At 73.8% G+C, this 20871-nt stretch carries 18 protein-coding genes, 1 tRNA gene and 2 pseudogenes; 8 read left to right on the forward strand and 13 right to left on the reverse strand.

Annotated features, from left to right (window positions below; genetic code table 11):
* The first annotated feature begins 267 nt into the window (after positions 1 to 267).
* The gene (locus tag D450_RS0119180; RefSeq protein ID WP_017540275.1) at positions 268 to 1167 is read left to right on the forward strand and encodes a helix-turn-helix domain-containing protein; all 900 of its coding nucleotides are present in this window, start codon (positions 268 to 270) and stop codon (positions 1165 to 1167) included.
* A 424-nt stretch (positions 1168 to 1591) separates the two neighbouring features.
* Here D450_RS0119180 and D450_RS0119185 read toward each other — a convergent pair whose 3' ends face one another.
* The 5 genes from D450_RS0119185 to D450_RS0119205 form a co-directional block, all read right to left on the reverse strand.
* Positions 1592 to 2053 (reverse strand): deaminase, encoded by a 462-nt coding sequence (locus tag D450_RS0119185; RefSeq protein ID WP_017540277.1) that lies wholly within the window; start codon positions 2051 to 2053, stop codon positions 1592 to 1594.
* Complete coding sequence (locus D450_RS0119190; protein WP_017540278.1) at positions 2050 to 2793, reverse strand: RibD family protein; 744 nt, start codon at positions 2791 to 2793, stop codon at positions 2050 to 2052. The genes D450_RS0119185 and D450_RS0119190 overlap by 4 nt, the downstream gene beginning before the upstream one ends.
* Before the next feature lie 118 nt (positions 2794 to 2911).
* The gene (locus D450_RS0119195) at positions 2912 to 4228 is read right to left on the reverse strand and encodes an alkaline phosphatase family protein (RefSeq protein ID WP_026128649.1); all 1317 of its coding nucleotides are present in this window, start codon (positions 4226 to 4228) and stop codon (positions 2912 to 2914) included.
* 386 nt (positions 4229 to 4614) lie between these two features.
* Complete coding sequence (locus D450_RS0119200) at positions 4615 to 7143, reverse strand: DEAD/DEAH box helicase (RefSeq protein ID WP_017540280.1); 2529 nt, start codon at positions 7141 to 7143, stop codon at positions 4615 to 4617.
* 79 nt (positions 7144 to 7222) lie between these two features.
* A complete protein-coding gene (locus D450_RS0119205) occupies positions 7223 to 8644 on the reverse strand; it encodes a carboxypeptidase regulatory-like domain-containing protein (RefSeq protein WP_017540281.1) in 1422 nt (473 codons plus the stop codon).
* Positions 8645 to 8874: 230 nt separating this feature from the next.
* Between D450_RS0119205 and D450_RS0119210 the strand changes: the two genes are divergently transcribed.
* The gene (locus tag D450_RS0119210) at positions 8875 to 9486 is read left to right on the forward strand and encodes a TetR/AcrR family transcriptional regulator (RefSeq protein WP_017540282.1); all 612 of its coding nucleotides are present in this window, start codon (positions 8875 to 8877) and stop codon (positions 9484 to 9486) included.
* Between the two features lie 91 nt (positions 9487 to 9577).
* Here D450_RS0119210 and D450_RS0119215 read toward each other — a convergent pair whose 3' ends face one another.
* Positions 9578 to 10567, reverse strand: a complete 990-nt coding sequence (locus D450_RS0119215) for a malate dehydrogenase (protein WP_017540283.1) — start codon at positions 10565 to 10567, stop codon at positions 9578 to 9580.
* A 268-nt stretch (positions 10568 to 10835) separates the two neighbouring features.
* Here D450_RS0119215 and D450_RS0119220 point away from each other — a divergent pair.
* A tRNA-Ile gene (locus D450_RS0119220) sits at positions 10836 to 10909 on the forward strand.
* 97 nt (positions 10910 to 11006) lie between these two features.
* On the opposite strand, the gene D450_RS0119225 is transcribed toward D450_RS0119220, so the two are convergent.
* Both D450_RS0119225 and D450_RS30610 read right to left on the reverse strand, forming a co-directional pair.
* The gene (locus D450_RS0119225; RefSeq protein ID WP_017540284.1) at positions 11007 to 11525 is read right to left on the reverse strand and encodes an O-acetyl-ADP-ribose deacetylase; all 519 of its coding nucleotides are present in this window, start codon (positions 11523 to 11525) and stop codon (positions 11007 to 11009) included.
* 76 nt (positions 11526 to 11601) lie between these two features.
* Complete coding sequence (locus D450_RS30610) at positions 11602 to 11778, reverse strand: hypothetical protein (protein ID WP_193374763.1); 177 nt, start codon at positions 11776 to 11778, stop codon at positions 11602 to 11604.
* Between the two features lie 116 nt (positions 11779 to 11894).
* Here D450_RS30610 and D450_RS0119235 point away from each other — a divergent pair, with 116 nt between their 5' ends.
* The gene (locus D450_RS0119235; RefSeq protein ID WP_017540286.1) at positions 11895 to 12965 is read left to right on the forward strand and encodes an Rv2578c family radical SAM protein; all 1071 of its coding nucleotides are present in this window, start codon (positions 11895 to 11897) and stop codon (positions 12963 to 12965) included.
* 125 nt (positions 12966 to 13090) lie between these two features.
* Entirely contained in the window at positions 13091 to 13903 is an 813-nt protein-coding gene (locus D450_RS0119240; protein ID WP_017540287.1) for an SAM-dependent methyltransferase, read from the forward strand.
* Positions 13904 to 13931: 28 nt separating this feature from the next.
* On the opposite strand, the gene D450_RS0119245 is transcribed toward D450_RS0119240, so the two are convergent.
* The 4 genes from D450_RS0119245 to D450_RS30615 all read right to left on the reverse strand — a co-directional run bounded on the left by D450_RS0119245 (position 13932) and on the right by D450_RS30615 (position 18136).
* On the reverse strand, positions 13932 to 14750 hold the full coding sequence (locus tag D450_RS0119245; protein WP_017540288.1) for an alpha/beta fold hydrolase: 819 nt from the start codon (positions 14748 to 14750) through the stop codon (positions 13932 to 13934).
* A 128-nt stretch (positions 14751 to 14878) separates the two neighbouring features.
* Complete coding sequence (locus D450_RS0119250; protein ID WP_017540289.1) at positions 14879 to 15679, reverse strand: SDR family oxidoreductase; 801 nt, start codon at positions 15677 to 15679, stop codon at positions 14879 to 14881.
* Positions 15680 to 16051: 372 nt separating this feature from the next.
* The gene (locus D450_RS0119255; RefSeq protein WP_017540290.1) at positions 16052 to 17041 is read right to left on the reverse strand and encodes an LLM class flavin-dependent oxidoreductase; all 990 of its coding nucleotides are present in this window, start codon (positions 17039 to 17041) and stop codon (positions 16052 to 16054) included.
* Between the two features lie 138 nt (positions 17042 to 17179).
* Positions 17180 to 18136, reverse strand: a complete 957-nt coding sequence (locus tag D450_RS30615; protein ID WP_449289475.1) for an NAD(P)-dependent oxidoreductase — start codon at positions 18134 to 18136, stop codon at positions 17180 to 17182.
* On the opposite strand from D450_RS30615, the pseudogene D450_RS34805 reads away from it, so the two are divergent.
* Positions 18135 to 18278 (forward strand): annotated as a pseudogene (locus D450_RS34805) (helix-turn-helix domain-containing protein); the annotation flags it as partial. The gene D450_RS30615 and the pseudogene D450_RS34805 overlap by 2 nt on opposite strands.
* 172 nt (positions 18279 to 18450) lie before the next feature.
* Positions 18451 to 19059 (forward strand): LysR substrate-binding domain-containing protein, encoded by a 609-nt coding sequence (locus D450_RS30620; protein WP_017540292.1) that lies wholly within the window; start codon positions 18451 to 18453, stop codon positions 19057 to 19059.
* Here the strand turns inward: D450_RS30620 and D450_RS35250 are convergent.
* On the reverse strand, positions 19043 to 19381 hold the full coding sequence (locus tag D450_RS35250) for a GNAT family N-acetyltransferase (protein WP_338037986.1): 339 nt from the start codon (positions 19379 to 19381) through the stop codon (positions 19043 to 19045). The genes D450_RS30620 and D450_RS35250 overlap by 17 nt on opposite strands.
* Positions 19382 to 19769: 388 nt before the next feature.
* Here D450_RS35250 and D450_RS0119275 point away from each other — a divergent pair.
* Positions 19770 to 20871, forward strand: a pseudogene (locus tag D450_RS0119275) (SGNH/GDSL hydrolase family protein); the annotation flags it as partial.

The raw sequence follows: 20871 nt of genomic DNA on the forward strand, positions 1-20871 counted from the left end.
CGTGGCGTGGCTCGACGTGAGGACCCATCCGGTGATCGCCCCCGCGACGAAGCAGGCGAGGGCGGTGAACAGAACGGCCATGGACCGTCCTCCTCCCTTGACCGATCCACCGGACGTCCACCCGGCGGCCGCCTTCGGCCACTCGGGCGAGTCCGGCCACCATCAGGGGAGCACATGGAGAGAACGCTTGCCCATACACAGAATCCGTGCAAGCAAGCGGAGGAAGCGGGCGAGCAAGCAGGAGCGGCCGCCCCGAAGGGAGCCCCCATGGCCGGATCCGAACACGCACCGAACACACCGGAGCTGGGAATCCTGGGAGACCTCCTCCGAGCCGCCCGCAACGCCGCCGGAGCCACGACCCGCCAGGTCGAGGGGTTCTCCTCCGGGCACGTGTCGAATGTCGAGAACGGCCGCGTGATGCCGTCGAGGAAATTTGTTCTCTTGTACGTAAATAGGTTCGGATGTGATCGCAGGCGGGTGATGGTCGCCTATCGTAGGGCCGTGGATGCAGGGCGCGCGCGGCGCGAACGCCGATTCCACTGGGAAACCTCGGAGGCCGAACAGGACCCGGTGACGAAAGATTCGCCGATCGATCACATCCGGGATACATACCGCACGGAAGAGGTTGAGACGACTTATAGAGTCGGTGCTCAGGGGCAAATCGAGGAAGTCGTGACGATTCGCTCGATCTCTGCGGCGGTCCCCGGGGTCTCGCTGGTCGTGGCGAGGTTCGCCTACCCCACGGACCCCAACCAGGGTGTGCTGTCGATGCGGGCGGGGTCCGGGTGCAGCAAGGTCCGTACGGAAGAGTCCCCGACCGGGGCGGTCACCTCGGTCTTCTCGCTCGATCGCGAACTGGATCCCGGCGACGATCCGTACGTGATGTCCTTTCGGGTGAAGTCGGCGACACACGTGCCGGCCAAGCCGAAGGTCCGCTACTATGCTTCCACGCGCACGCACAGGTGTTCCGTGCGTGTCCAGTTCAGTGAGATGCGGTCGCCTCTGGCGGTCTGGTGGTTTCGCGCGAAGACCGTTGTAGAAGTCGAGTACGAGTCGCCGACGGAGGAGCGGTTCATCGACGGCGACGGAGGGGGCCTGTACTTTCGGGACTTTTTCGATCTTGACGACGAGTACTGCGGAATCGCCTGGCGCTGGAGGTCCGGCTAGGAAGAGGAGCAATGGAAGAGGAATGATCGACGACAATGGAGTTGTCGAACGGCCTCTGGAGTGGCGCTACCGCGCCGCGCTCTTCGGTCAGGCGCCGTCAACGCGAGTCGGCGCCCGTTCGGTCCGCTCAATCGTCGTCATGCATGCAGGCCTCCTGGAGACTCTCTAGAGAACTTCGATTGCCCAGGGGTATCCCCCATCGGTTTCGAAGTCCGGGAGCGCTCTCAGTGGTGTTGTACCCGGGGCGGGAGCAGAGCCACCTCTGGCGCTCGATCTGTGACCAAAGTCCTGACCGGGAACCACTCGGAGTCGCGCAAGGTCATGCCGGGTCCCATCGCGCCACGGTTCACGAAACAGGGCGATGAGGGCCCTGTCGTGTATTCCAAGGCTGTCCTCCGGCCTCTTTGGGCAGACCGGGCGGGGCCTACGGTCGGCCCTCCGGGAGATGGGCATTGGCCTCTCGCGCCTCTTCGGCCAGTTCGGGTACCTGGACGACGGATCGGCCGGAATCGGTCAGGTGCTTCGCGCCGGAGGCGGGGACGAAGACCGGGGGCTCGCCCCAGGCGTACACGATGCGGGGGATCGGGGTCTCCAGGATCAGGGCCGCGCAGGGGCGGGGGCGTGATGCGCGGTGGCCGCAGGGTTCCAGGGAGCTGTACAGGGTCGCCTCGGCCAGGCGCGGATCGTCGGGGGACAGGGCCTTGAGGGCCGTCTCCTCCGCGTGGTCGTGCGGGTCGTCCCGGCGGGAGTGGCCCTCGGCGATGACCGTCCCGTCCCGGTCGGCGATCACGCAGCCCACGGAGAAGGCCGTCGTCGACGGCGGGCACCGGTGGGACAGTTCGATGGCGCGGCGCAGGAGCGCCCGGTCGAGGTCGCCGGCGGTCATCGTGCCGCTCCGCTGTGCGGGGCGTTTCCCGCGTCGTCGGCCCCGCCGCCGGCGTCGGGGGATCTGCGGGAGCGGTAGCGCATCACGGCGATGTCGCCGATACGGCGGACCTCGTCCAGGCGGAACGGGTCGCCTGGGCCGTCGGGGAAGACCCCCGGGCCGGTGAAGCGCGGGGCCGTGGCGTCGCCCACGAAGAAGGGGGCCACGGCCAGGCGCAGCTCGTCGGCCACCCCCTGCGTGAGGAAGAGGGTGTGCACGTGGGTACCGCCCTCGACCAGCAGGCGGCGCACACCGCGCCGTGACAGGTCGGCGAGGACGGTCTTGAGCGAAGGCGGGTCCCCGGCATCGACCACCGAGGTGTCCGGCGCGTTCAGGAACCGCTGCTCCGCTGCCGGATAGGCGCTCGCCCCCGTGTAGACCACCTTCTCGGCGTCGCCGGTGACGAAGAAGCGGGCGCACGGGTCGAGCTTCCCGCTCTCGCACAGCACCGCCTTGACCAGGTCCCCGGTGCGCCCCTCGGCGAGGCGCCGCTCCCGCCGCTCCTGGGAGCGGACGAGCAGCCGGGGGTTGTCCTTGCGGACCGTTCCCGCACCGACGAGGATCGCGTCGCATTCGGCGCGCAGCGCGTCGACCTCGTCGAAGTCCCGGTCGTTGGAAAGCCGGAGGCGGTCGGGGCTCGCGTCGTCGATGTAGCCGTCGAGCGAGACCGCGCAGCTCAGGATGGTGTACGGACGATCCATGGCGGACAGGTTAGCGCCCCCTGGGCGCGCCGCCTCCGCCGCCGTCCGTACGCATACGGCCTCCGTGTTCGTCCGCCCCCGCCGTCCGCGCTCGTGCGGACCCGTGCGAACCCGCGCGCTACGCCCGGTTCGGGACCAGGGCCTCCTCCAGCGCCCTGCCCTCGGCCTCCGCCGGGGCGTCGGCCCCCAGCAGGCGGCAGACCGTCGGGGCCACGTCGATGATCTCCGCCGACCGCAGCCGTGCCCGCGCCCGCACCCCCGCGCCCGACAGGGCCAGCGGCGCCTGGGCCTCCCGCATGCTCGCGTGGCCGCCGCGCTCCCGGCCGTCCACCGCGTCCGGGTCGAAGAAGGCGTACGGCGGCCGCGCGTCCAGGACCAGATCGCCCTCGTCCGGCGCCGCGCCGATGCCGTCGAGCTCCTCCCGGATCCGCACCGCATCCAGCTCCTCCAGGCCGTTCAGCGCCCGCAGCAGCCGCGCCCGCCCCTGCGGCCCGGCCGCGGCGCCGCGCAGGTAGGCGTTGGCCGCGCGCGGGGTCGCCGTCAGGACGACCTCCGTGCCCGGGGCGGGCGCTTGCCCCGAGTACAGGCGTTCGACCGAGAACCCCTCCCGCCCGATCGCCCCGAGCACCGCCGGCTCAAGGGACCGCGTGTACCCCGTCATGCCGTGGTCGGACACGAACAGGAACGTCGCCCTCCCCTGCAGCCCCGCCCGCCGGACCTCCGCCACGATGCGGCCCAGGCCCTCGTCCAGCTCGGTCAGCCGCTCAGGGATCCGCGGCGAATCGGGGCCGTCCTGGTGCCCGATGGTGTCGATGTCGGCCGAATAGGCCGCGATGAGGTCGGGCACCCGCGGCAGGCGCACGGGCGTACCGTCCGAGTCGACTGGTTCGCCGCGCAGGGCCGCCACCACGGATGCGACGTTCTCTTCCCAGGTGGTGCCCTGGGTGTACAGGCCCTCCGGGTCGCCATAGGCGGTGCCCCGGTTCTGAACGATGTACCACCCGGCCGACAGCACCGTCCGCCCCTGGCGGCGCAGTGCCTCGGCGAGGGTCTCGGCCTCCATGGCCCGCGTCTGTCCCCGGGCCCTCCCGGTCCTCGGGTCGAGCACATAGGCGGAGTTGCGGTGCACGACGGGCCGGGCACCGGTGGCGGCGCTCGCCCGGTTGGGGTTGGAGACGGCCTTGTAGGTGCACCCCATGGTCGCGTGCGTCCCGCTCCGCACGAGCGCGGCGAGGTTGGGCATGCACGCGTGCAGGTAGGCCCGCACATGGTCGGGGTCGACACCGTCCCAGTCGATGAGCACGACGGGGCCCGACGGGCGTTCCCGGGCGTCCGCTCCGCCGCGTGCGGTCGCGCTTATCGCGAGCGCACCGGTTCCGGCGGCGACCGCGGCGGCGCGGGCGAGGAACGTTCTGCGGACGAGTCGGCCGGCCACGGCGGACCCCCTCGGTGTGGGCGTCGGTACGCGGGCGCGCCGATCATAACCCTGGTGCGGCGGGGACCGTCAGACCCTTCCGGGAGTCCGGCGCGGCGGCCGGGCGGCCGTTCCGGCGATCGACGGAGAGCCGGTGACCTCCGCCCTCGTCACCCTGGAGCACCGCGTCCCGTGAGTCCAACGGCCGGGACCGGCCAGGGCACCGCGCGGCGATCGAGGCGTGGACGGGGGAGGCCTTCGCGGTGGAGGGCCCGGCCGAACCTCGTCGAGGCTGCCGACCGCGACGACGCCGTGGAGAACGCGCGCACCCGGCCGGCCCTCGGGACCATCGAGGTCCGACCGGTCCTGGCCGGGCGCCATCCGCTCTTCAGCGCCGTCGACCGCCCTCAGACGCCCGACATCCGGGCGACGTCCGTGACGTGCAGCACGGCCCTGCCCTCCTCGTCGGAGGCCGCAAGGTCCACCTCCGCAGAGATCCCCCAGTCCAGGTCGCCCTCCGGGTCCTCGAAGGCCTGGCGCACCCGCCACACGCCCTGGTCCGCGTCCTCTTCGATGGACAGCATCTTGGGGCCGCGCGCGTCCGGCCCGGTGCCGATGGTGGCGTGCTCGGAGAAGTACTCCTCCAGAGCCTCCTCCCACTCCTCGGCGTCCCAGCCGTCGTCGCCGTCCATCCGGCCCAGCTCGTCGTAGCGGCGCAGCGCCGACAGCTCCACCCTGCGGAACATCTCGTTGCGCACCAGGACGCGGAACGCGCGCGCGTTGGCGGTGACCGGGCGCTGGCGCTCCTCCCGGACCGCCTCGGGCTCCTCGTCCTCGGTCGGGTTGGTCAGCTGCTCCCACTCGTCCAGCAGGCTGGAGTCGACCTGGCGCACAAGCTCGCCCAGCCACTCGATCAGGTCGTGCAGCTCCTCGGTCTTGGCGTCCTCGGGCACCGTCTGGCTCACCGCCTTGTAGGCGTTGGCCAGGTAGCGCAGCACCAGGCCCTCCGAGCGCGCCAGTTCGTAGAACGACACGTACTCGGTGAACGTCATCGCCCGCTCGTACATGTCCCGGGCCACCGACTTCGGGCGCAGGGGGTGGTCGCCCACCCACGGGTGCCCCCTCCGGTACACCTCGTAGGCGTGGTCGAGCAGCTCCTCGAGCGGCTTGGGGTACTCGATCTCCTCCAGCCGCTCCATGCGCTCCTCGTACTCGATGCCGTCGGCCTTCATCTGGGCCACGGCCTCCCCGCGCGCCTTGTTCAGCTGCGCGCCGAGGATCTGCCTCGGGTCGTCGAGGGTGGCCTCCACGATGGTCAGCACGTCGAGGGGGTAGGTCGGCGACTCGCGGTCGAGCAGTTCGAACGCGGCGAGGGCGAACGTCGACAGCGGCTGGTTGAGGGCGAAGTCCGGCTGGAGGTCGACCGTCAGGCGCGCGGTCCGGCCGTCGGCGTCGGGCTCCTCCAGGCTCTCGACGATTCCGCCGTCCAGCAGCGAGCGGTAGATCGCGATCGCCTCGCGGATGTGCTTGCGCTGCCAGGGCCGGTCGTCGTGGTTGTCGGTGAGCAGGTGCCGCATGGCCGCGAAGCAGTCGCCCGGGCGTGCGATGACGCTCAGCAGCATGGCGTTGCTGACCTTGAACCGCGACTTCAGCGGCTCAGGGGAGGCGGCGATGAGCTTCTCGAAGGTGGACTGGTCCCAGCCGACGAACCCCTCGGGCGCCTTCTTGCGCACCACCTTGCGCCGTTTCTTAGGGTCGTCCCCGGCCTTGGCGAGCGACTTCTCGTTCTCGATGACGTGCTCGGGGGCCTGCGCGACCACGTTGCCGACCGTGTCGAACCCGGCGCGTCCCGCGCGGCCGGCGATCTGGTGGAACTCGCGCGCGCTGAGGCGGCGCACCTTCGTCCCGTCGTACTTGCTCAGGGCCGTGAACAGGACCGTGCGGATGGGCACGTTCACGCCCACGCCCAGGGTGTCGGTGCCGCAGATGACCTTGAGCAGCCCCGCCTGGGCCAGGCGCTCGACCAGCCTGCGGTACTTGGGCAGCATGCCCGCGTGGTGCACCCCGATCCCGTGGCGCACGTACCGCGACAGGTTGCGCCCGAACTTGGTGGTGAAGCGGAAGTTGCCGATCTCCTTGGCGATCGCGTCCTTCTCCGCCCGCGTGCACATGTTGATGCTGGTCAGCGACTGCGCGCGCTCCACCGCCTGGGCCTGGGTGAAGTGGACGATGTAGATGGGGGCCTCGCGGCCCTCCAGCAGCTCCTCCAGCGTCTCGTGCAGGGGCGTCTTGCGGTAGGAGTAGTACAGCGGCACGGGGCGCTCGGCCGAGGTGACGACGGAGGTCGTGCGGCCGGTGCGCCGCTCCAGGTCGCTCTCGAACCGGCTGACGTCGCCCAGGGTGGCCGACATCAGCAGGAACTGGGCCTGCGGCAGCTCCAGCAGCGGTACCTGCCAGGCCCAGCCCCGCTCCGGTTCGGCGTAGAAGTGGAACTCGTCCATCACCACGGTGCCGATGTCGGCGTCGGCCCCGTCCCGCAGCGCGATGTTGGCCAGGACCTCGGCCGTGCAGCACACGATGGGCGCATCGGCGTTGACGCTGGCGTCCCCGGTCATCATCCCGACGTTGTCGGTGCCGAAGATCGCGCACAGGTCGAAGAACTTCTCCGAGACCAGCGCCTTGATCGGCGCGGTGTAGAACGCGCACTCGTCCCGCGACAGCGCCGCGAACAGCGCCCCGGCCGCGATCAGGCTCTTGCCCGACCCGGTGGGGGTGCTGACGATGACGTTGCTCCCGGAGACGGCCTCGATCAGCGCCTCCTCCTGGTGCGGGTAGAGGGTGAGGCCACGCTCCTCGGCCCAGGAGGCGAACGCCTCGAAGACGGTGTCGGGTTCGGGCCGGGCCGGAAGTTGTTCTAGGAGACTCACGCTCTCCATACTGCCTTCTCCGAGGCACTGCCTCTTTCACCCCGCCGCTCTGCCCGCACGCCGCGGCGGCTGGGCCGCCGCGGTGCCTTCACCCGGCCCCGTCGCCCGGCTCGCGCACCCGCCGGCCCAGCGCGACACGCCGTCCCGACACCGGGAGGAAGCCCTCCGAGACGCCGGACTCGGGGGCCCGCACGGCCGCGTCGTCGGGGTAGAGGGCGAAGTCCAGGTGGACCAGGCCTCCGTGGTCGAGGGTCACCCGGGCGACGCGGGGCGAGTGGCCGGGGGCGGAGGCGAGCAGGGTGAGGCGCTCGCCGGGCAGGCCCAGGCCGCTGTAGGCGCCGTCGGCCCCGCTCTCCAGAGCGGCGACGTGGCGTCCGGAGTGGTCGACCACGCTGACGACCGCGCCGGCGACCGGGCGGCCGGCGGTGTCGGTGACCCGGCCGATCAGGGACGGCTCGGCGTCCTTGCCGGCACCGGTGTCCTCGGCCGCCTCGGCCTTCGCCGGGCCGCCGCGGTCGCCGGCGTGGGCCCCCGGGGCGCGGCGGGAGCGCTCGCGCAGGGTGGCGGCCGCGAGGAGCAGGGCGCCCAGCACGAGCCACCCCCCGAGCACGGCCACCGACCCCCACAGCCCGGCGCCGTCGAAGTACAGCACGGCGCGGATGGCGTCCAGGGCGCGGCCCATCGGCATGAGGGGGTGCAGGGCCTGGAAGAACTCCGGGACCATCGGCAGCGGGATCGCCCCGCCGCTGGAGGGCATGCTCAGCAGTACGAACACGGTCATCGCGACGCCGGGCAGCCACTTGGTGACGAACGGAGCGAGTCCCAGGCAGGTCCAGGAGACGGCCTGGGTGAGTAGGAACGCGATTGCGATGACGGCGGGGTCGTGCGGGATCACGTCCACCACGGCGGCGACGGTATAGCAGAACACCGAGGTGAAGGCGCCGAAGCCGGCGACGGTGAGGAGCTTGGTGCGGCGGCGCAGGTGCGGGGCGTGCGCCGACAGCATCATCACCACGATGTAGCCGGTCAGGGTCCAGGTCAGGACCATGTAGAAGAGCGACATGCCCATGCCGTCGCCGGAGGCGGCCGGTGCGTCGTCGGCGACCTCCAGCTCCGCGCCGTCCTGGGCGGCGATGGGGGTGAACGTCTTCACGGCGGTCTGCTCCAGGGCCGCGCCCAGCGACCCGGCGACGTGGAGCGTGTGCGCGGCCGGGTCGTAGGCGGCGACGGCGTCGCGGTCGAGCACGGCCTCGTCGGGGTCCTCGGTGGGGACGACGTCGAAGCCGCCCGGGGCGGCCTCCTCCAGGGCGACGGAGACCGCGGCCGCCGCCTCCTCCCCCTGCACGGCGACCGGCAGGTCGTGGGGCGCGGGGCTGTGGAAGGGCAGCAGGTAGCAGAACATGAAGCCGACGGCGAAGAGCACGGGGAACCACAGGGCGTTGGCCAGGGCCCTGGTGGTCTCCAGTGCGCGCGTGGCGCCGCCGGGCGACGTCGCGGTCTCGTGGGTCACGTGTCACCTCGGGACATGGGTCGGGGCCGGAACAGGGGCGGGGGAGCCGGAAGGCAGAAGGGGGGATGACCCCACGATAGAGCTAAATGTGCAGAGTTGCAAAAATGCAGTACTGTAATTATTTGTGAACCGCTGTGCACCCGGGCCGCCGCGCCGCGCCGGTACAGTCGTGCCCGGCGGTTCGGTGACCACGAGTCGGTGACCATGAGGAAGAGGACGCGGGGCGCACGATGACGACGGCGGACGAGGGCGCCGGACTGCGCGAGCGCAAGAAGCGGATGACCCGGCAGGCGCTGCGCGCCGCCGCGGTGCGGCTGTTCACCGAGCGGGGCCCCGCCTGCGTGACCGTCGAGGAGATCTGCGCCGAGGCCGGGGTGTCGCCGCGCACCTTCTTCAACTACTTCGACTCCAAGGAGGAGACCCTCCTGCCGTTCACCCGCGACACCCGCGAGGAGGTCGCGGGGCGGGTGCGCGCGCGGCCGCCGGAGGAGGAGCCGCAGGAGGCGGTGCGCGCGGTCGTCGAGGAGTCCATCGCGCGGACCGTGGCGGGCGAGACATGGAGCCAGGAGTCCGCGCTGCTGCGCTCGAACCCCCAGCTGCTCCAGCGGGGGATGGTCGCGGCGCGCACGCTGAACCTGGCGCTGCGCGACGGCCTGGGCGAGCGCACGGGGCGCGGGGCGGAGGACCCCTACGTCCGTCTGGTGGCGGCGGTGTCGGTGACCGCGGTGCACGTCGCCGTGAACGTGTGGCAGGGCGCGGTCGAAGAGCGCGACATGTCACAGGTGCTGGCCGAGGCGTTCGACGGGATCGAGCGGGGCCTCGCGCCTCCGCAGGAGGCATAGGGGCCTCGGATGCGCGGGCTTCGGACACGAAAGGGGTGCGCCCCCTGCGGGGACGCACCCTAGAGCCCTAAGAACGAGAACCGGGACCGGGTCAGACCAGGCCCAGCTTGCGAACCGCCTCGCGCTCCTCGACCAGCTCCTGGACGGAGGCGTCGATGCGCTCGCGGGAGAACGCGTCGATCTCCAGTCCCTGGACGATCTCCCACGCGCCGTTGCGGGAGACGACCGGGAAGGAGGAGATGATGCCCTCGGGGACGCCGTAGGAGCCGTCCGACGGAATGGCCGCGGAGGTCCAGTCGCCCTCGGGCGTGCCGTTGACCCAGTCGTGGACGTGGTCGATGGCGGCGTTGGCGGCCGAGGCGGCCGAGGAGGCGCCGCGGGCCTCGATGATGGCCGCGCCCCGCTTGGCGACGGTCGGGATGAACTCGTCGCGCAGCCACGCCTCGTCGTCCACCGCCTTGGCCCCGGTGGTGCCGTTGACTTCGGCGTGGAAGATGTCGGGGTACTGGGTCGCCGAGTGGTTGCCCCAGATCGTCATCTTCGCGACGTCGGTGACGTCCACGCCCAGCTTCTGGGCGAGCTGGGTCAGGGCCCGGTTGTGGTCCAGGCGCGTCATGGCGTTGAAGCGCTCGGCCGGGACGTCGGGGGCGTGCGCCTGGGCGATGAGCGCGTTGGTGTTGGCCGGGTTGCCGACCACCAGCACGCGCACGTCGTCGGCGGCGCCGGCGTTGATCGCCTCGCCCTGCGGCTTGAAGATCCCGCCGTTGGCTTCGAGCAGGTCGCCGCGCTCCATGCCCTTGGAGCGCGGGCGCGCCCCCACGAGCAGGCCGACGTTGACGCCGTCGAAGGCCTGCCGGGCGTCGTCGAAGATGTCGATGCCCTTGAGCAGCGGGAAGGCGCAGTCGTCGAGCTCCATCGCGGTGCCCTCGGCCGCCTTCACGGCCTGCGGGATCTCCAGAAGGCGGAGCTTGACCGGGGTGTCGGGACCCAGCAGCTGGCCGGAGGCGATGCGGAACAGCAGCGCGTAGCCGATCTGGCCGGCGGCACCGGTGACGGTGACATTGACGGGTACTTGGGCCATGACCTTCTTCTTCTCCTGGTGACGTGTGTGCGACCCGCGATGCTACCTCGCGGCCCGCCGCCCCGACCGGCCGCCCCCGGCCCCAAGGAACGGGAACGTGCCCGCGGGCGCGGAACCACCCTATTGCCCATGGTCGGGGCGCGTACGGACGCCCGTCCCCGAGGGCGTTCGCGCACCGCTTGGACGGGGAACCTCCGCTGCGTGACGGTCGTGCTACTGCGCTAGACTCGTCCGAGTGTGCGAATCCCCTGCACAGCAGGCGATTCCGGGGGCGTTAGCTCAGCTGGTCAGAGCAGGGGACTCATAATCCCTGGGTCGCGGGTTCGAGCCCCGCACGCCCCACCCCGTCCTGTCTCGGAGCCCCTGGTGCGCGGGCGGCGCCTGCCGCCACCGGGGTCCGGCGTCCCCCGGCGAGTCCGCCGCGGCGGCCGAGCGGCGATCAGTCCGGTGAATCCGCCAGCGCGCGCTCGAACGCGGCGTAGGCCGCCGCGTCGAAGAGGACGAAGCGGCAGGTCTGCACATCGGTCGATGCGGAGCGGACCGCCTCGATCGCGATGCGGGCCGCGTCCTCGATCGGCCAGCGGTACACGCCCGTCGAGACGGCGGGGAAGGCGACGGTCCTCGCCCCGAGTTCGTCGGCGACCTGCAGCGAGCGGGCGTAACAGGAGGCCAGGACGTCCGAGCGGTCCTCGGACGCGCTGTAGACGGGGCCGACGGTGTGGACGACCCAGCGCGCGGTAAGCCGGCCCGCCGTCGTGGCCACGGCCTGCCCCGCGGGCAGCCCCTCGCCGTAGCGCGTCTCCCGCAGGCGGCGGCACTCGGCGAGGATCTCCGGTCCGCCGCGCCTGTGGATCGCGCCGTCGACGCCCCCTCCGCCCAGCAGCGACGAGTTCGCGGCGTTGACGACCGCGTCCACCTCCTGCTCGGTGATGTCGCCCTGTACGAGTTCGATGTCCATGCACCGATTCCTACGGCACCGCCCCGGTGCGGGGGAAGCGCGGCGGGCCGGGGCCGCCCGCGCATCCCCTCCGCGCTCAGCCCAGCAGTTCGAAGGCCGCGATGGCCAGCGCCACGACGACCAGGCCCGCCGCGAGGATCACGCACCCCACGTTCCCGGTGCCGCCCGGGTCGCGGGTGGGGCCGCGGCGGATCTCGGTCGCGCCCTTGCCGCGCCTGCCCTTGCGGGTCTTGCTCTTCTTCTTCGCGCTCATGCCGTCCTCACCGTCGGATTCCGTGGAGTCCCGCACCAGTCATAGGGGGCGTGCCGCGCTCGGGCAAGGCGGGCGCGGACTGGACACGGTTTCGGATCCATGTTCGAATGACGTGCATGCGCTGGGAAGACCTTCGGGAGGGCCGCGACGCGGACGCCCTTTTCGGTGTGGAGGACATCGCCCCCGTGCCCGACCGGGGCACCGGGCGCGCCGGGCTGGCGAGCCCCGGGGCCGGCCCCGTCTCCGGGGGAGACGGCGAACCGGTCGCGGTGGAGATCCGCGCCCGCTCGATCATCAACCGGGTCCCCGGCGAGTCGCCCATGTTCCGCTGGACGCTCAACCCCTACCGCGGCTGCGCCCATGCCTGCGTCTACTGCTTCGCCCGGCGCAGCCACACCTACCTGGACCTGGACGCCGGGCGCGACTTCGACACCAAGATCCTGGTCAAGGTCAACGCCGGGGAGCTGCTCCGCGCCGAGCTGGCCCGCCCCTCCTGGGGCGGCGAGCCGATCGCCATGGGCACCAACACCGACCCCTACCAGCGCGCGGAGGGCCGCTACCGGCTGATGCCGCAGATCATCTCCGCCCTGGCCGAGGCCGCCAACCCCTTCTCCGTCCTCACCAAGGGGAGGCTCGTCCTGCGCGACGCCGACCTGCTCGAACAGGCCGCCCGCACCACCGACGTGCGCCTGGCGGTCTCCGTGGGCACCGTCGACGGGCCCCTGGCCGGGTCGGTCGAGCCCGGCGCCCCGACGCCCCGCGCCCGCCTGGACACCGTCCGCGCCCTGGCCGACCGGGGGCTGGGCTGCTCGGTGCTCATGGCGCCGGTCCTGCCCGGGCTGACCGACTCCCCGGAGGCGATCGACGCCGCCGTCGCCGCGATCGCCGAGGCCGGGGCGAGCAGCGTCACACCGATCGTCCTGCACCTGCGCCCCGGCGGCGCCCGGGAGTGGTACGCGTCCTGGCTCGCCCGCGAGCACCCGCACCTCGTCCCGCTCTACCGGGAGCTCTACGGGGACGGCTCCTACGCGCCGGCGCCCTACCGCGAGCTGATCGCCGCCCGCGTGCGCGAGGCCGCGCGCCGGTACGGCGTCGGCGGTCGCGGCGGGGCCTCCGGGCGCCGGGCCCACCGGCAGCGGGACGGGGCCGCCACCGTGCGGGCGCCCCGGCAGCTGCGGCTGCTGTGATGCCCGCGGCCGGTTCCGGCCGCCCCGCCAGGCGCCGACAGGCCCTGGGGCGTAAGGGATTCCGCCTACCGGCGGGTAAGGTCCCCAGTGTCCTGACCCCCGATGGAAACGGAAGGCGCCCCTCCATGCCCGAGACCCCCGCCGACCCGCCCGCCCCCTCCGGTGTCGACACCACCGTCGCCCACTCCGCGCGGGTCTGGAACTACTGGCTCGGCGGCCGGGACAACTACCCGGTCGACCGCGCCCTCGGCGACCACGTCATCGAGACCTACCCGCAGATCGTCGAGGGCGCCCGAGCCGACCGCGAGTTCCTCCGGCGGGCCGTCACCCACCTGGCCGCGGAGGAGGGCGTCCGGCAGTTCCTCGACATCGGCACCGGCCTGCCCACCCACGACAACACCCACGAGGTGGCCCGGCGCGCCGCCCCGGACGCCCGGGTGGTCTACGTCGACAACGACCCCATGGTGGTCGCGCACGCCCGGGCGCTCCTGGTCGGCGGCGGCCACGGGGCGACCGAGTTCGTCGACGCCGACCTGCGCGACGTCCAGGGCGTGCTGGGGGCCGCGGCCGAACTGCTCGACTTCGACCGGCCGGTGGCGGTGACCGTGCTCGGCACCATGGGCCACATCCCCTCCTACGAGGAGGCCCGCTCCCTCGTCCGCGCCTACACCGGCGCGCTCGCCCCCGGGAGCTTCCTGGCCCTGTGCGACCTGGTGATGCCGGACGGGGAGGCCGAACGGGAGGCCCTGCGGCGCTGGAACGAGGGCGCGGCCCTGCCCTACCGGGCGCACAGCACCGAGGAGATGGCCGGCTACTTCGACGGCCTGGAACTGCTGGAGCCGGGCGTGGTCAGCGCCACCCGCTGGCGCCCCCTGCCCACGGAGGTCGGCAGCGTCCGCGACGTCGAACAGTACTGCGGGGTGGCACGCAAGCCCTGAACCGCACCAGGGCCGACCGCATGAGGGATCAGCGCTCCGCGGCCAGCAGGGGGAGCAGCGCTTCGGCGAACGCCCCCGGGTGCGCCGCGAACCCGAGGTGGCCGCCCGGGAGCTCGGCGGCCGGCCGCCCCAGCAGTTCGCCCAGGCGCACCGCCGGGCGGGACGGCAGCCGTCCGCGCGAGGCCGAACCGTGCGCCGGGAGCAGCCGTCCGGCCTCCCGGAGCGCCGCGGTGTCGGGCACGTAGCGGGTGAACCGGGGCAGGATCCGGTCCAGGAAGAAGGGCATCCCGGAGCGCATGCGCTCCAGGGCCCCGGGGTCGGGCATGCGCTCCGGGGCCTCGGCGGGGGCGTCGAACCCCTCGGCCATCACGGCGACGGCGGCCTCGGGGCCGCCGGAGCGGTAGGCGCGGTGCACGTCGGCGAACATCCGGCGGTGGTCGTCGGCGCCGGGCAGGATCTCGGTCACCGGCGGCTCGTGGGCGACCGCGACCCGCACCCGGTCGGGGCGGCGGGCGGCCAGGTCCAGCGCGGTGACCGCGCCCGAGCTGGCGCCGAAGACCGCCGCGGGCGCGTCGGGCGAGAGCAGGTCGAGCATCCGGAGTGCGTCGTCGGCGTGCTCCCGCACGCTCTGCTCGGCCCCCGGCGCGTCGAGGGGGCTGCGCGGAGCGCCGCGGGGCTCGTGCACCGCGACGGTGAAGTGGGCGGCCAGCCGCTCGGCCACCGCGTCGAAGGGGTCGCCCACCCCCGATCCGCCGGGGACCATCAGCAGCAGCGGGCCCTCGCCGCGGACCTCGTAGTGGAGCTCCGCTCCGCGAACCCGGAGGGTTCCTCGCGACGGTTCGTTCATGGCTCTCTCCGCCCGTGCGTTGGGGGCCCGCGCAGGATGGGCCCGTGGTCGACCACCGAACGCTAGCGGGCGGGGCCGGGGTGCTCCACCGGTTTTCCGGTGCTCGAGCAGGCCCCGGCCTTCCGGTCTCAGTGCAATCCGTGCTTGCGGGAGACGATCCGTTCGACGGCGGTGCGGGGCAGTGCGCGCCGCAGGGCGAACACCAGGGGGGCGTTGCTGCCCACGGCGTACAGCGGCTTGGGGCGGGCTGCCTCGACGGCCTTGACCACGGTCGCGGCGACGGCCGCGGCGGGGATGCCGACGGACTCGTTGGCGTTGAGGGCCGAGAGCATCCTCCGGTACTCCTCCGCGTAGGGGGAGTCCGCGGCGATGTACTGGGTGCGGCGTTCGCTGATGCCGGTGTTGATCGACCCCGGCTCGACCGTGGTCACGCCGACGCCGTACGGGGACACCTCGCGCCGGGCCGCGTTCGCGAAGCCCTTCAGGGCCGCCTTGGAGGCCACGTAGGAGGAGCGGAAGGCCAGCGGAAAGCTCGCGAGCATCGAACCGACCATGACCACGCGGCCCCGGCGGCGCGCGCGCATCCCGGGCAGGACGAGCTGGGTCAGGCGGACCGCGCCGATGACGTTCACCTGGAAGAGTCGTTCCAGCGCGTCACGGGGAAGCTCCTCGATGGGGCCGCTCTGGCTCTCGCCCGCATTGTTGACCAGGACGTCGACCTCTCCGGCGGCCTTGGCGCACGCCGCGATCGAATCGTCGTCGGACAGGTCGAGGGCGAGGTACTCGACCCCGGGGACGGGGTCGGTGACGGCGTCGGGGCTGCGACTGGTCCCGAAGACCCGGTAGCCGCGGCTGAGCAGGAGGTGGGCGACCGCCCTGCCGATTCCGGACGAGGCGCCCGTGACGAGTGCTGTTCTCTGGAGGGGCATGGCGCCACAGCCTAGGGGAGAACGGGTGCGGTACGGTCGTCGGCCCTCCGCCCGACCGCCTCTGCGCGCTTGCGCACCCGGCCGTTCGGGAGGCCTATCCGGACACCGTGGCCTGGCCGGGGAGGCCCGAGACGCCTGGCACGCCCGCTCGCCGGCGAGGGACGGGCGGGGCCGCTCCCGGCGGCGGTCGGCGCTCGGACGACCACCGTGCGCGCTCGCCGCTATGAGACGTCCGTCCTCGTTCTTGCCCGGGGGCCTGCGCCACCGGTCCCGAACCGCCGGCCCTGGACCGGCGGCACGGACGGCGCCGGGCCCCGTCCCGTCCCGCCCCCGCGGGGCCGGGCACAGGGTCCGGCGCGGCCGGTCCGGCGGTCAGCCGTTGCCGGTGGCCTCGGCGGTCAGCCGCATCGAGCGCATCCGCGCCCCGTCGTCACCGGCCTGGAAGGCGGCGATCACCTCGTCGGCCTGTGCATGGGCGGCGAAGTCGCGCAGGTAGGCCGCGACCTCCTTCGGGTCGCCCACCGCCGAGTAGGTGCGCATCTGGTCGATGTGCCGCCCGGCCGGCGAGGCGAGCGCGGCGTCCGCCTCCTCTGCGGTGAGCGTGCGCCCGCGCCCCAGCAGCTGGGCGGCCATCCGTCGCCGGGCCTGCTGGGCCTGCTCCTGGGCCTGCTCGCTCGTGTCGGCGGCGGTCACGTTGACCCCGGCGATCACGTAGGGCTCGGAGAGCTGGTCGGAGGGGGTGAACTCGCGCCGGTAGAGGGCCACCGCCTCCTCCAGCGCCGCCGGGGCGAAGTGCGAGGCGAAGGAGTAGGGCAGCCCGAGCGCGGCGGCCAGCCCGGCCCCGAACAGCGACGAGCCCAGGATGTACAGCGGGACGTCGGTCCCCTTGCCGGGGGTGGCGTCCACCCCGGGGATGACCGATTCTCCGGTCAGGTACCCCTTCAGCTCGACGACGTCGTCGGGGAAGGTGTCGGCCGACGAGGGGTCCCGGCGCAGGGCGCGCATGGTCTTCTGGTCGCTGCCCGGGGCGCGCCCCAGGCCCAGGTCGATCCGGCCCGGGTGCAGCGTCTCCAGGGTCCCGAACTGCTCGGCGATGGTCAGCGGGGCATGGTTGGGGAGCATCACGCCGCCCGCCCCGAGGCGGATGCGGTCGGTGTGCGCCGCGATGTGCGCGATGAGCACGCTGGTGGCCGAGGACGCGATGGTGGCCATGTTGTGGTGCTCCGCGTACCAGATCCGCCGATAGCCCAGCTCGTCGGCGCCGCGGGCCAGCGCCAGGCTGGCCTCCAGGCTCTCCCGGGGGCTGCCGCCCTCGGGGATGTGCGCCAGGTCGAGAATGGAGAGCGGCAGTGGTTCGGACACGGCGGGCGGCCTTTCGACGGGGCGGTGGTCAGGACGGGCCGCACGGGAGGCGCCGAGGGCGCCGGTGCGGCCGGGCGGCCCGCGCGGGGCCGCCCTTCGCCCAACCGACCGTCCGGCCTCCTTATTTCGTCCGCTCCGTCACCCCGCCCGTCGCCCCGCCCGCCGGGCCGAGGANTTCGTCCGCTCCGTCCCCCCGCCCGTCGCCCCGCCCGCCGGGCCGAGGAGGGCCGACAGGTCCGCGTCGGCGATCGCGGGGTCGGCCTCCAGCGCCGCCCCGACCGCCTCCAGGACCGGCAGGCGGGCGGCCCCGGTCGCCAGGCGCACGTCCTTGGCGGCCAGCCGGACCGCGAAGTCGGCCTCGCGGGAGGTCGCCCGGGCCAGCGGCCCCGCCATGGGCGTGGCGGCCATCGCCTCGGCCGCCTCCCCGCGGGGCACCCCCAGGGCGTCGGCCAGTGCGAAGGCCTCGGCGACCGCGGCCACGCCGCCGATCAGCGCGTTGATCAGCACCAGTTTGAGCGCCGAGCCGGACCCGACCGGCCCGCATGCGCGGACCGTGCCCAGCGTCTCCAGCAGCGGCCGGACCCGGTCGACCGGCCCACCCGCCAGGACCGAGAGGGCGCCCTGGGCGGCGCGGTCGACGCTGCCCAGGACCGGGGCGTCGACCAGTTCCGCGTCGGCGGGGAGGCGGTCGGCAAGGCGGTGGGCGGCGGCCGGGCCGATGCCGGACATCTCCACCAGGACCGCGCCCGGGCCGAGCGCGGGCAGGAGGTCGTCGGCCACCGCCTCCACGGCCTCCGGCCCGGCGAGCATGGTGACCACGGTGTCGGCGCCCGCGGCCGCCTCGGCGGGGGTGCGGGCCACCCGGGCGCCCTCGGCGGCCAGTGGGTCGGCCTTGGCCGCGGTGCGGTTCCAGACGGTCACGTCGGCGCCGGAGGCGATCAGCCGCCGCGCCATGGGCGAACCCATCGCGCCCAGGCCGAGGAAGGCGGTGCGGGCGGGGGACGGGCTGTGCGAAGGGGTGTGCGAATCGGACATGGCGTTCACGCTAGGGGGCCGCCACCGATGTGACCAGCGAATGTCTAGCATGGGTGCCATGCTCGATCCTCATGGCGTCTCTCTGGCCGGCCTCGCGGTGTTCTGCGAGGCGGCCCGGACCGGCTCGCTCACCGCCGCCGCCGAACGCCTCGGCTACACCCAGTCGGCGGTCTCCCGGCAGATCGCGGCCCTGGAACGGCAGGCGGGGGCGCCGCTGTTCGACCGGCTGGCGCGCGGGGTGCGGCCGACCGAGGAGGGGCGCGTCCTGCTCGGGCACGCCGAGGCGGTGGTCGGGCGGCTGGACGAGGCCCCCCCCCNACCTCGGCGGCGGGCGCCTGCGGGCCGGCGCGTTCCCGACCGCCAACGTCGCCCTGGTGCCGCGCGCGCTCGCGGCGCTGCGGGACCGGCACCCGGGCCTCGACGCGACCGCACGGGAGGCGCGCACCCCGGAGCTGGAGCGGCTGCTGGCCGACGGGGAGATCGACGTCGCCGTGGTCGGCTCCACCGCGGGCCGCGAGCCGCGCGGCGTACGGACCGTCCGCCTGCTGGACGAGGCCCTGTACGTCGCCGTCGCCGCGGACCACCCCGCGGCCGGGCGCGAACGGGTGAGGCCCGAGGAGCTGCAGGGGGACGTCTGGATCGCGGGCCGGCGGAGCCCGGAGGGGACGCTGCTGGCGCCCTTCGCCGAGCGCGGCCTGCGGCCGGAGATCGGCCACGTGGTCGCTGAGTGGGCGGCCAAGGCCGGGTACGTGGCGGCCGGCCTGGGGGTGACGCTGGTCCCCGGGCTCGCGGCCGACGGCTTCCCCCGGATGGGCGGCGGGGTGGTCCTGGTGCCGGTGGACCCCGGCGGGGTCCCGCCGAGGACGGTGTCGGTCGCCACGGCCGAGGGCCGGACCCCCTCCCCGGCGGCGCGGGAGTTCGAGAGGGCGCTCCTCGGAGTGGGGACCGGCCCGCTCGCGGTCCGCGCTACAGGGACTTCATGAACCGCACCCCTGAGGCGGTGTACCCGCGCCGGGTGGAGAAGACGTGGGCCTCGGTCCGCGCGGCCGAGGAGTTCAGCAGGACCCGGGGCGCGCCCTGCTGAACGGCCCGTTCCTCGAATTCGGCGCACAGCGCCGAGCCGACCCCCTGCCCCCGCGCGCTCTCGGCGGTGACCAGCGCGATGAGCTGGGCGGCGAGGGCGTCGTATTCGACCGGGAACAGCAGGTGCCCGGCGGCGAAGCCTACGAGCTCCCCGGTCGGGGCCTCGGCGCCCCAGTGCTCATAGGCGGGGTCGTCGGCCACACGTTCAAGGCGTGTTCTCACCTGAGGGGCCGTCGCGGGGTGGGAGAGGGACGCGAAGAGCGGGACGAGTCCTTCCGCGTCGGAGCTGCGGCCCGGCCGGGTGAACGACCGGACCGCCACACGCTCATCGCGGTTCGCCGCGGCCGCGACAAAGGTCGGATGTATCCCCTCAATACGGATCCACCGCATCATCGTGACCTTCCCGGGGCATAAGTGTCACCGAGCGTCTCGATCCGGGGGCGCAGCGTAATCTGGTTCCGGCCGCCGGAACCCGGCCGAGACGCGGGTGGGGCGGGTGCGCGTGCGGGCGCCGTTCCCGTGCGGTTCCCCCGGTGTCCACCGGGGCCGGGGACGCCCCGAGGAGGACGCGGACCCGGCCGCGCCCGCCTGCTCCGGAGAGGACGACCGCATGCCAGCGACATCCCCCAGACCCGCCGTTCCCCGTCGGCGCCGTGCCCGGAGCGCCGCCGGCCTCCTGCTCGCCGCCGCGCTCCCGCTGTCCGCGCTCACCGCCGTCACCGCGCCCGCCCCGTCCGCCGCCGAGCCCGCCGCCGAGCCCGCCCTGGGCGGCCTCTACGACAACCGCGGCATCTCCGACGACACCGACCCCGCGGCCGCCGACTTCGACGGCCGGGGCCGCAGCCTGTCCGCGCAGGCGCTACGGGCCGCGGGGTGGGGCCCAGGCACGCGGATCACCCTGCACGGCGCCCCGCTGACCATGCCCGACACCCGCCCCGGCGAGCCCGACAACGCCGTCGCCGACGGCCAGTCGGTCCCGCTGCGGGGGCGGGCCGAGTCCGTCACCCTGCTCACCGCCGCGACCAGGGGCGACGCCGAGGGCGAGGGCACCGTCGTCTACGCCGACGGCACCCGGGACCGCTACACCGCCACCGCCCCCGACTGGCAGACCGGCCCGCTCACCACCAAGGCCGTGGAGCTCGGACACACCAACACCGCCGACGGCACCCCCGCCGCCCCCGCCCGGCTCTACGCGGTCACCGTCCCGGTCGACGCCGGCCGCCCGCTGGCCCGGATCGAGCTGCCCGAGGTGCGGGGCCGGGCGCGGATGCACGTGTTCGACGTGGCGGCGCGCCCCCGGGACCGCGGGTGGACCGGGAGCTGGTCGGCCTCCACCTCCGGCTACGCCGCCGTGGGCCCCTGGGAGGACCAGACGCTGCGCCTGGTGGTGCGCGCCGGCGCCGGCGGCCCGGGGGCCCGGATCCGCCTGGCGAACACCTTCGCCGCCCGGCCCGTCGAGATCGGGGCGGTCTCGGTGGCCCTGCAGGGCCGGGGAGCCGCCGCCGACGGCGCCCCCGTGCCCGCGACCTTCGGCGGTCGGTCCTCGGTGACGCTGCCCGCGGGCGGCCGGGTGCACTCCGACCCGGTCGCCATCGACGTGCCCGCCGGGGCCCGGCTGCTGGTCAGCCTCCACCTGCCCGGCCGTGTCGAGGCCGCTCCGGTGCACACCGCCAACACCGGCGACAACTACGCCGCCGAGCCCGGCGGCGGGG

It is taken from the genome of Nocardiopsis halophila DSM 44494, assembly GCF_000341245.1.
Classification (GTDB): Bacteria; Actinomycetota; Actinomycetes; order Streptosporangiales; family Streptosporangiaceae; genus Nocardiopsis_A; species Nocardiopsis_A halophila.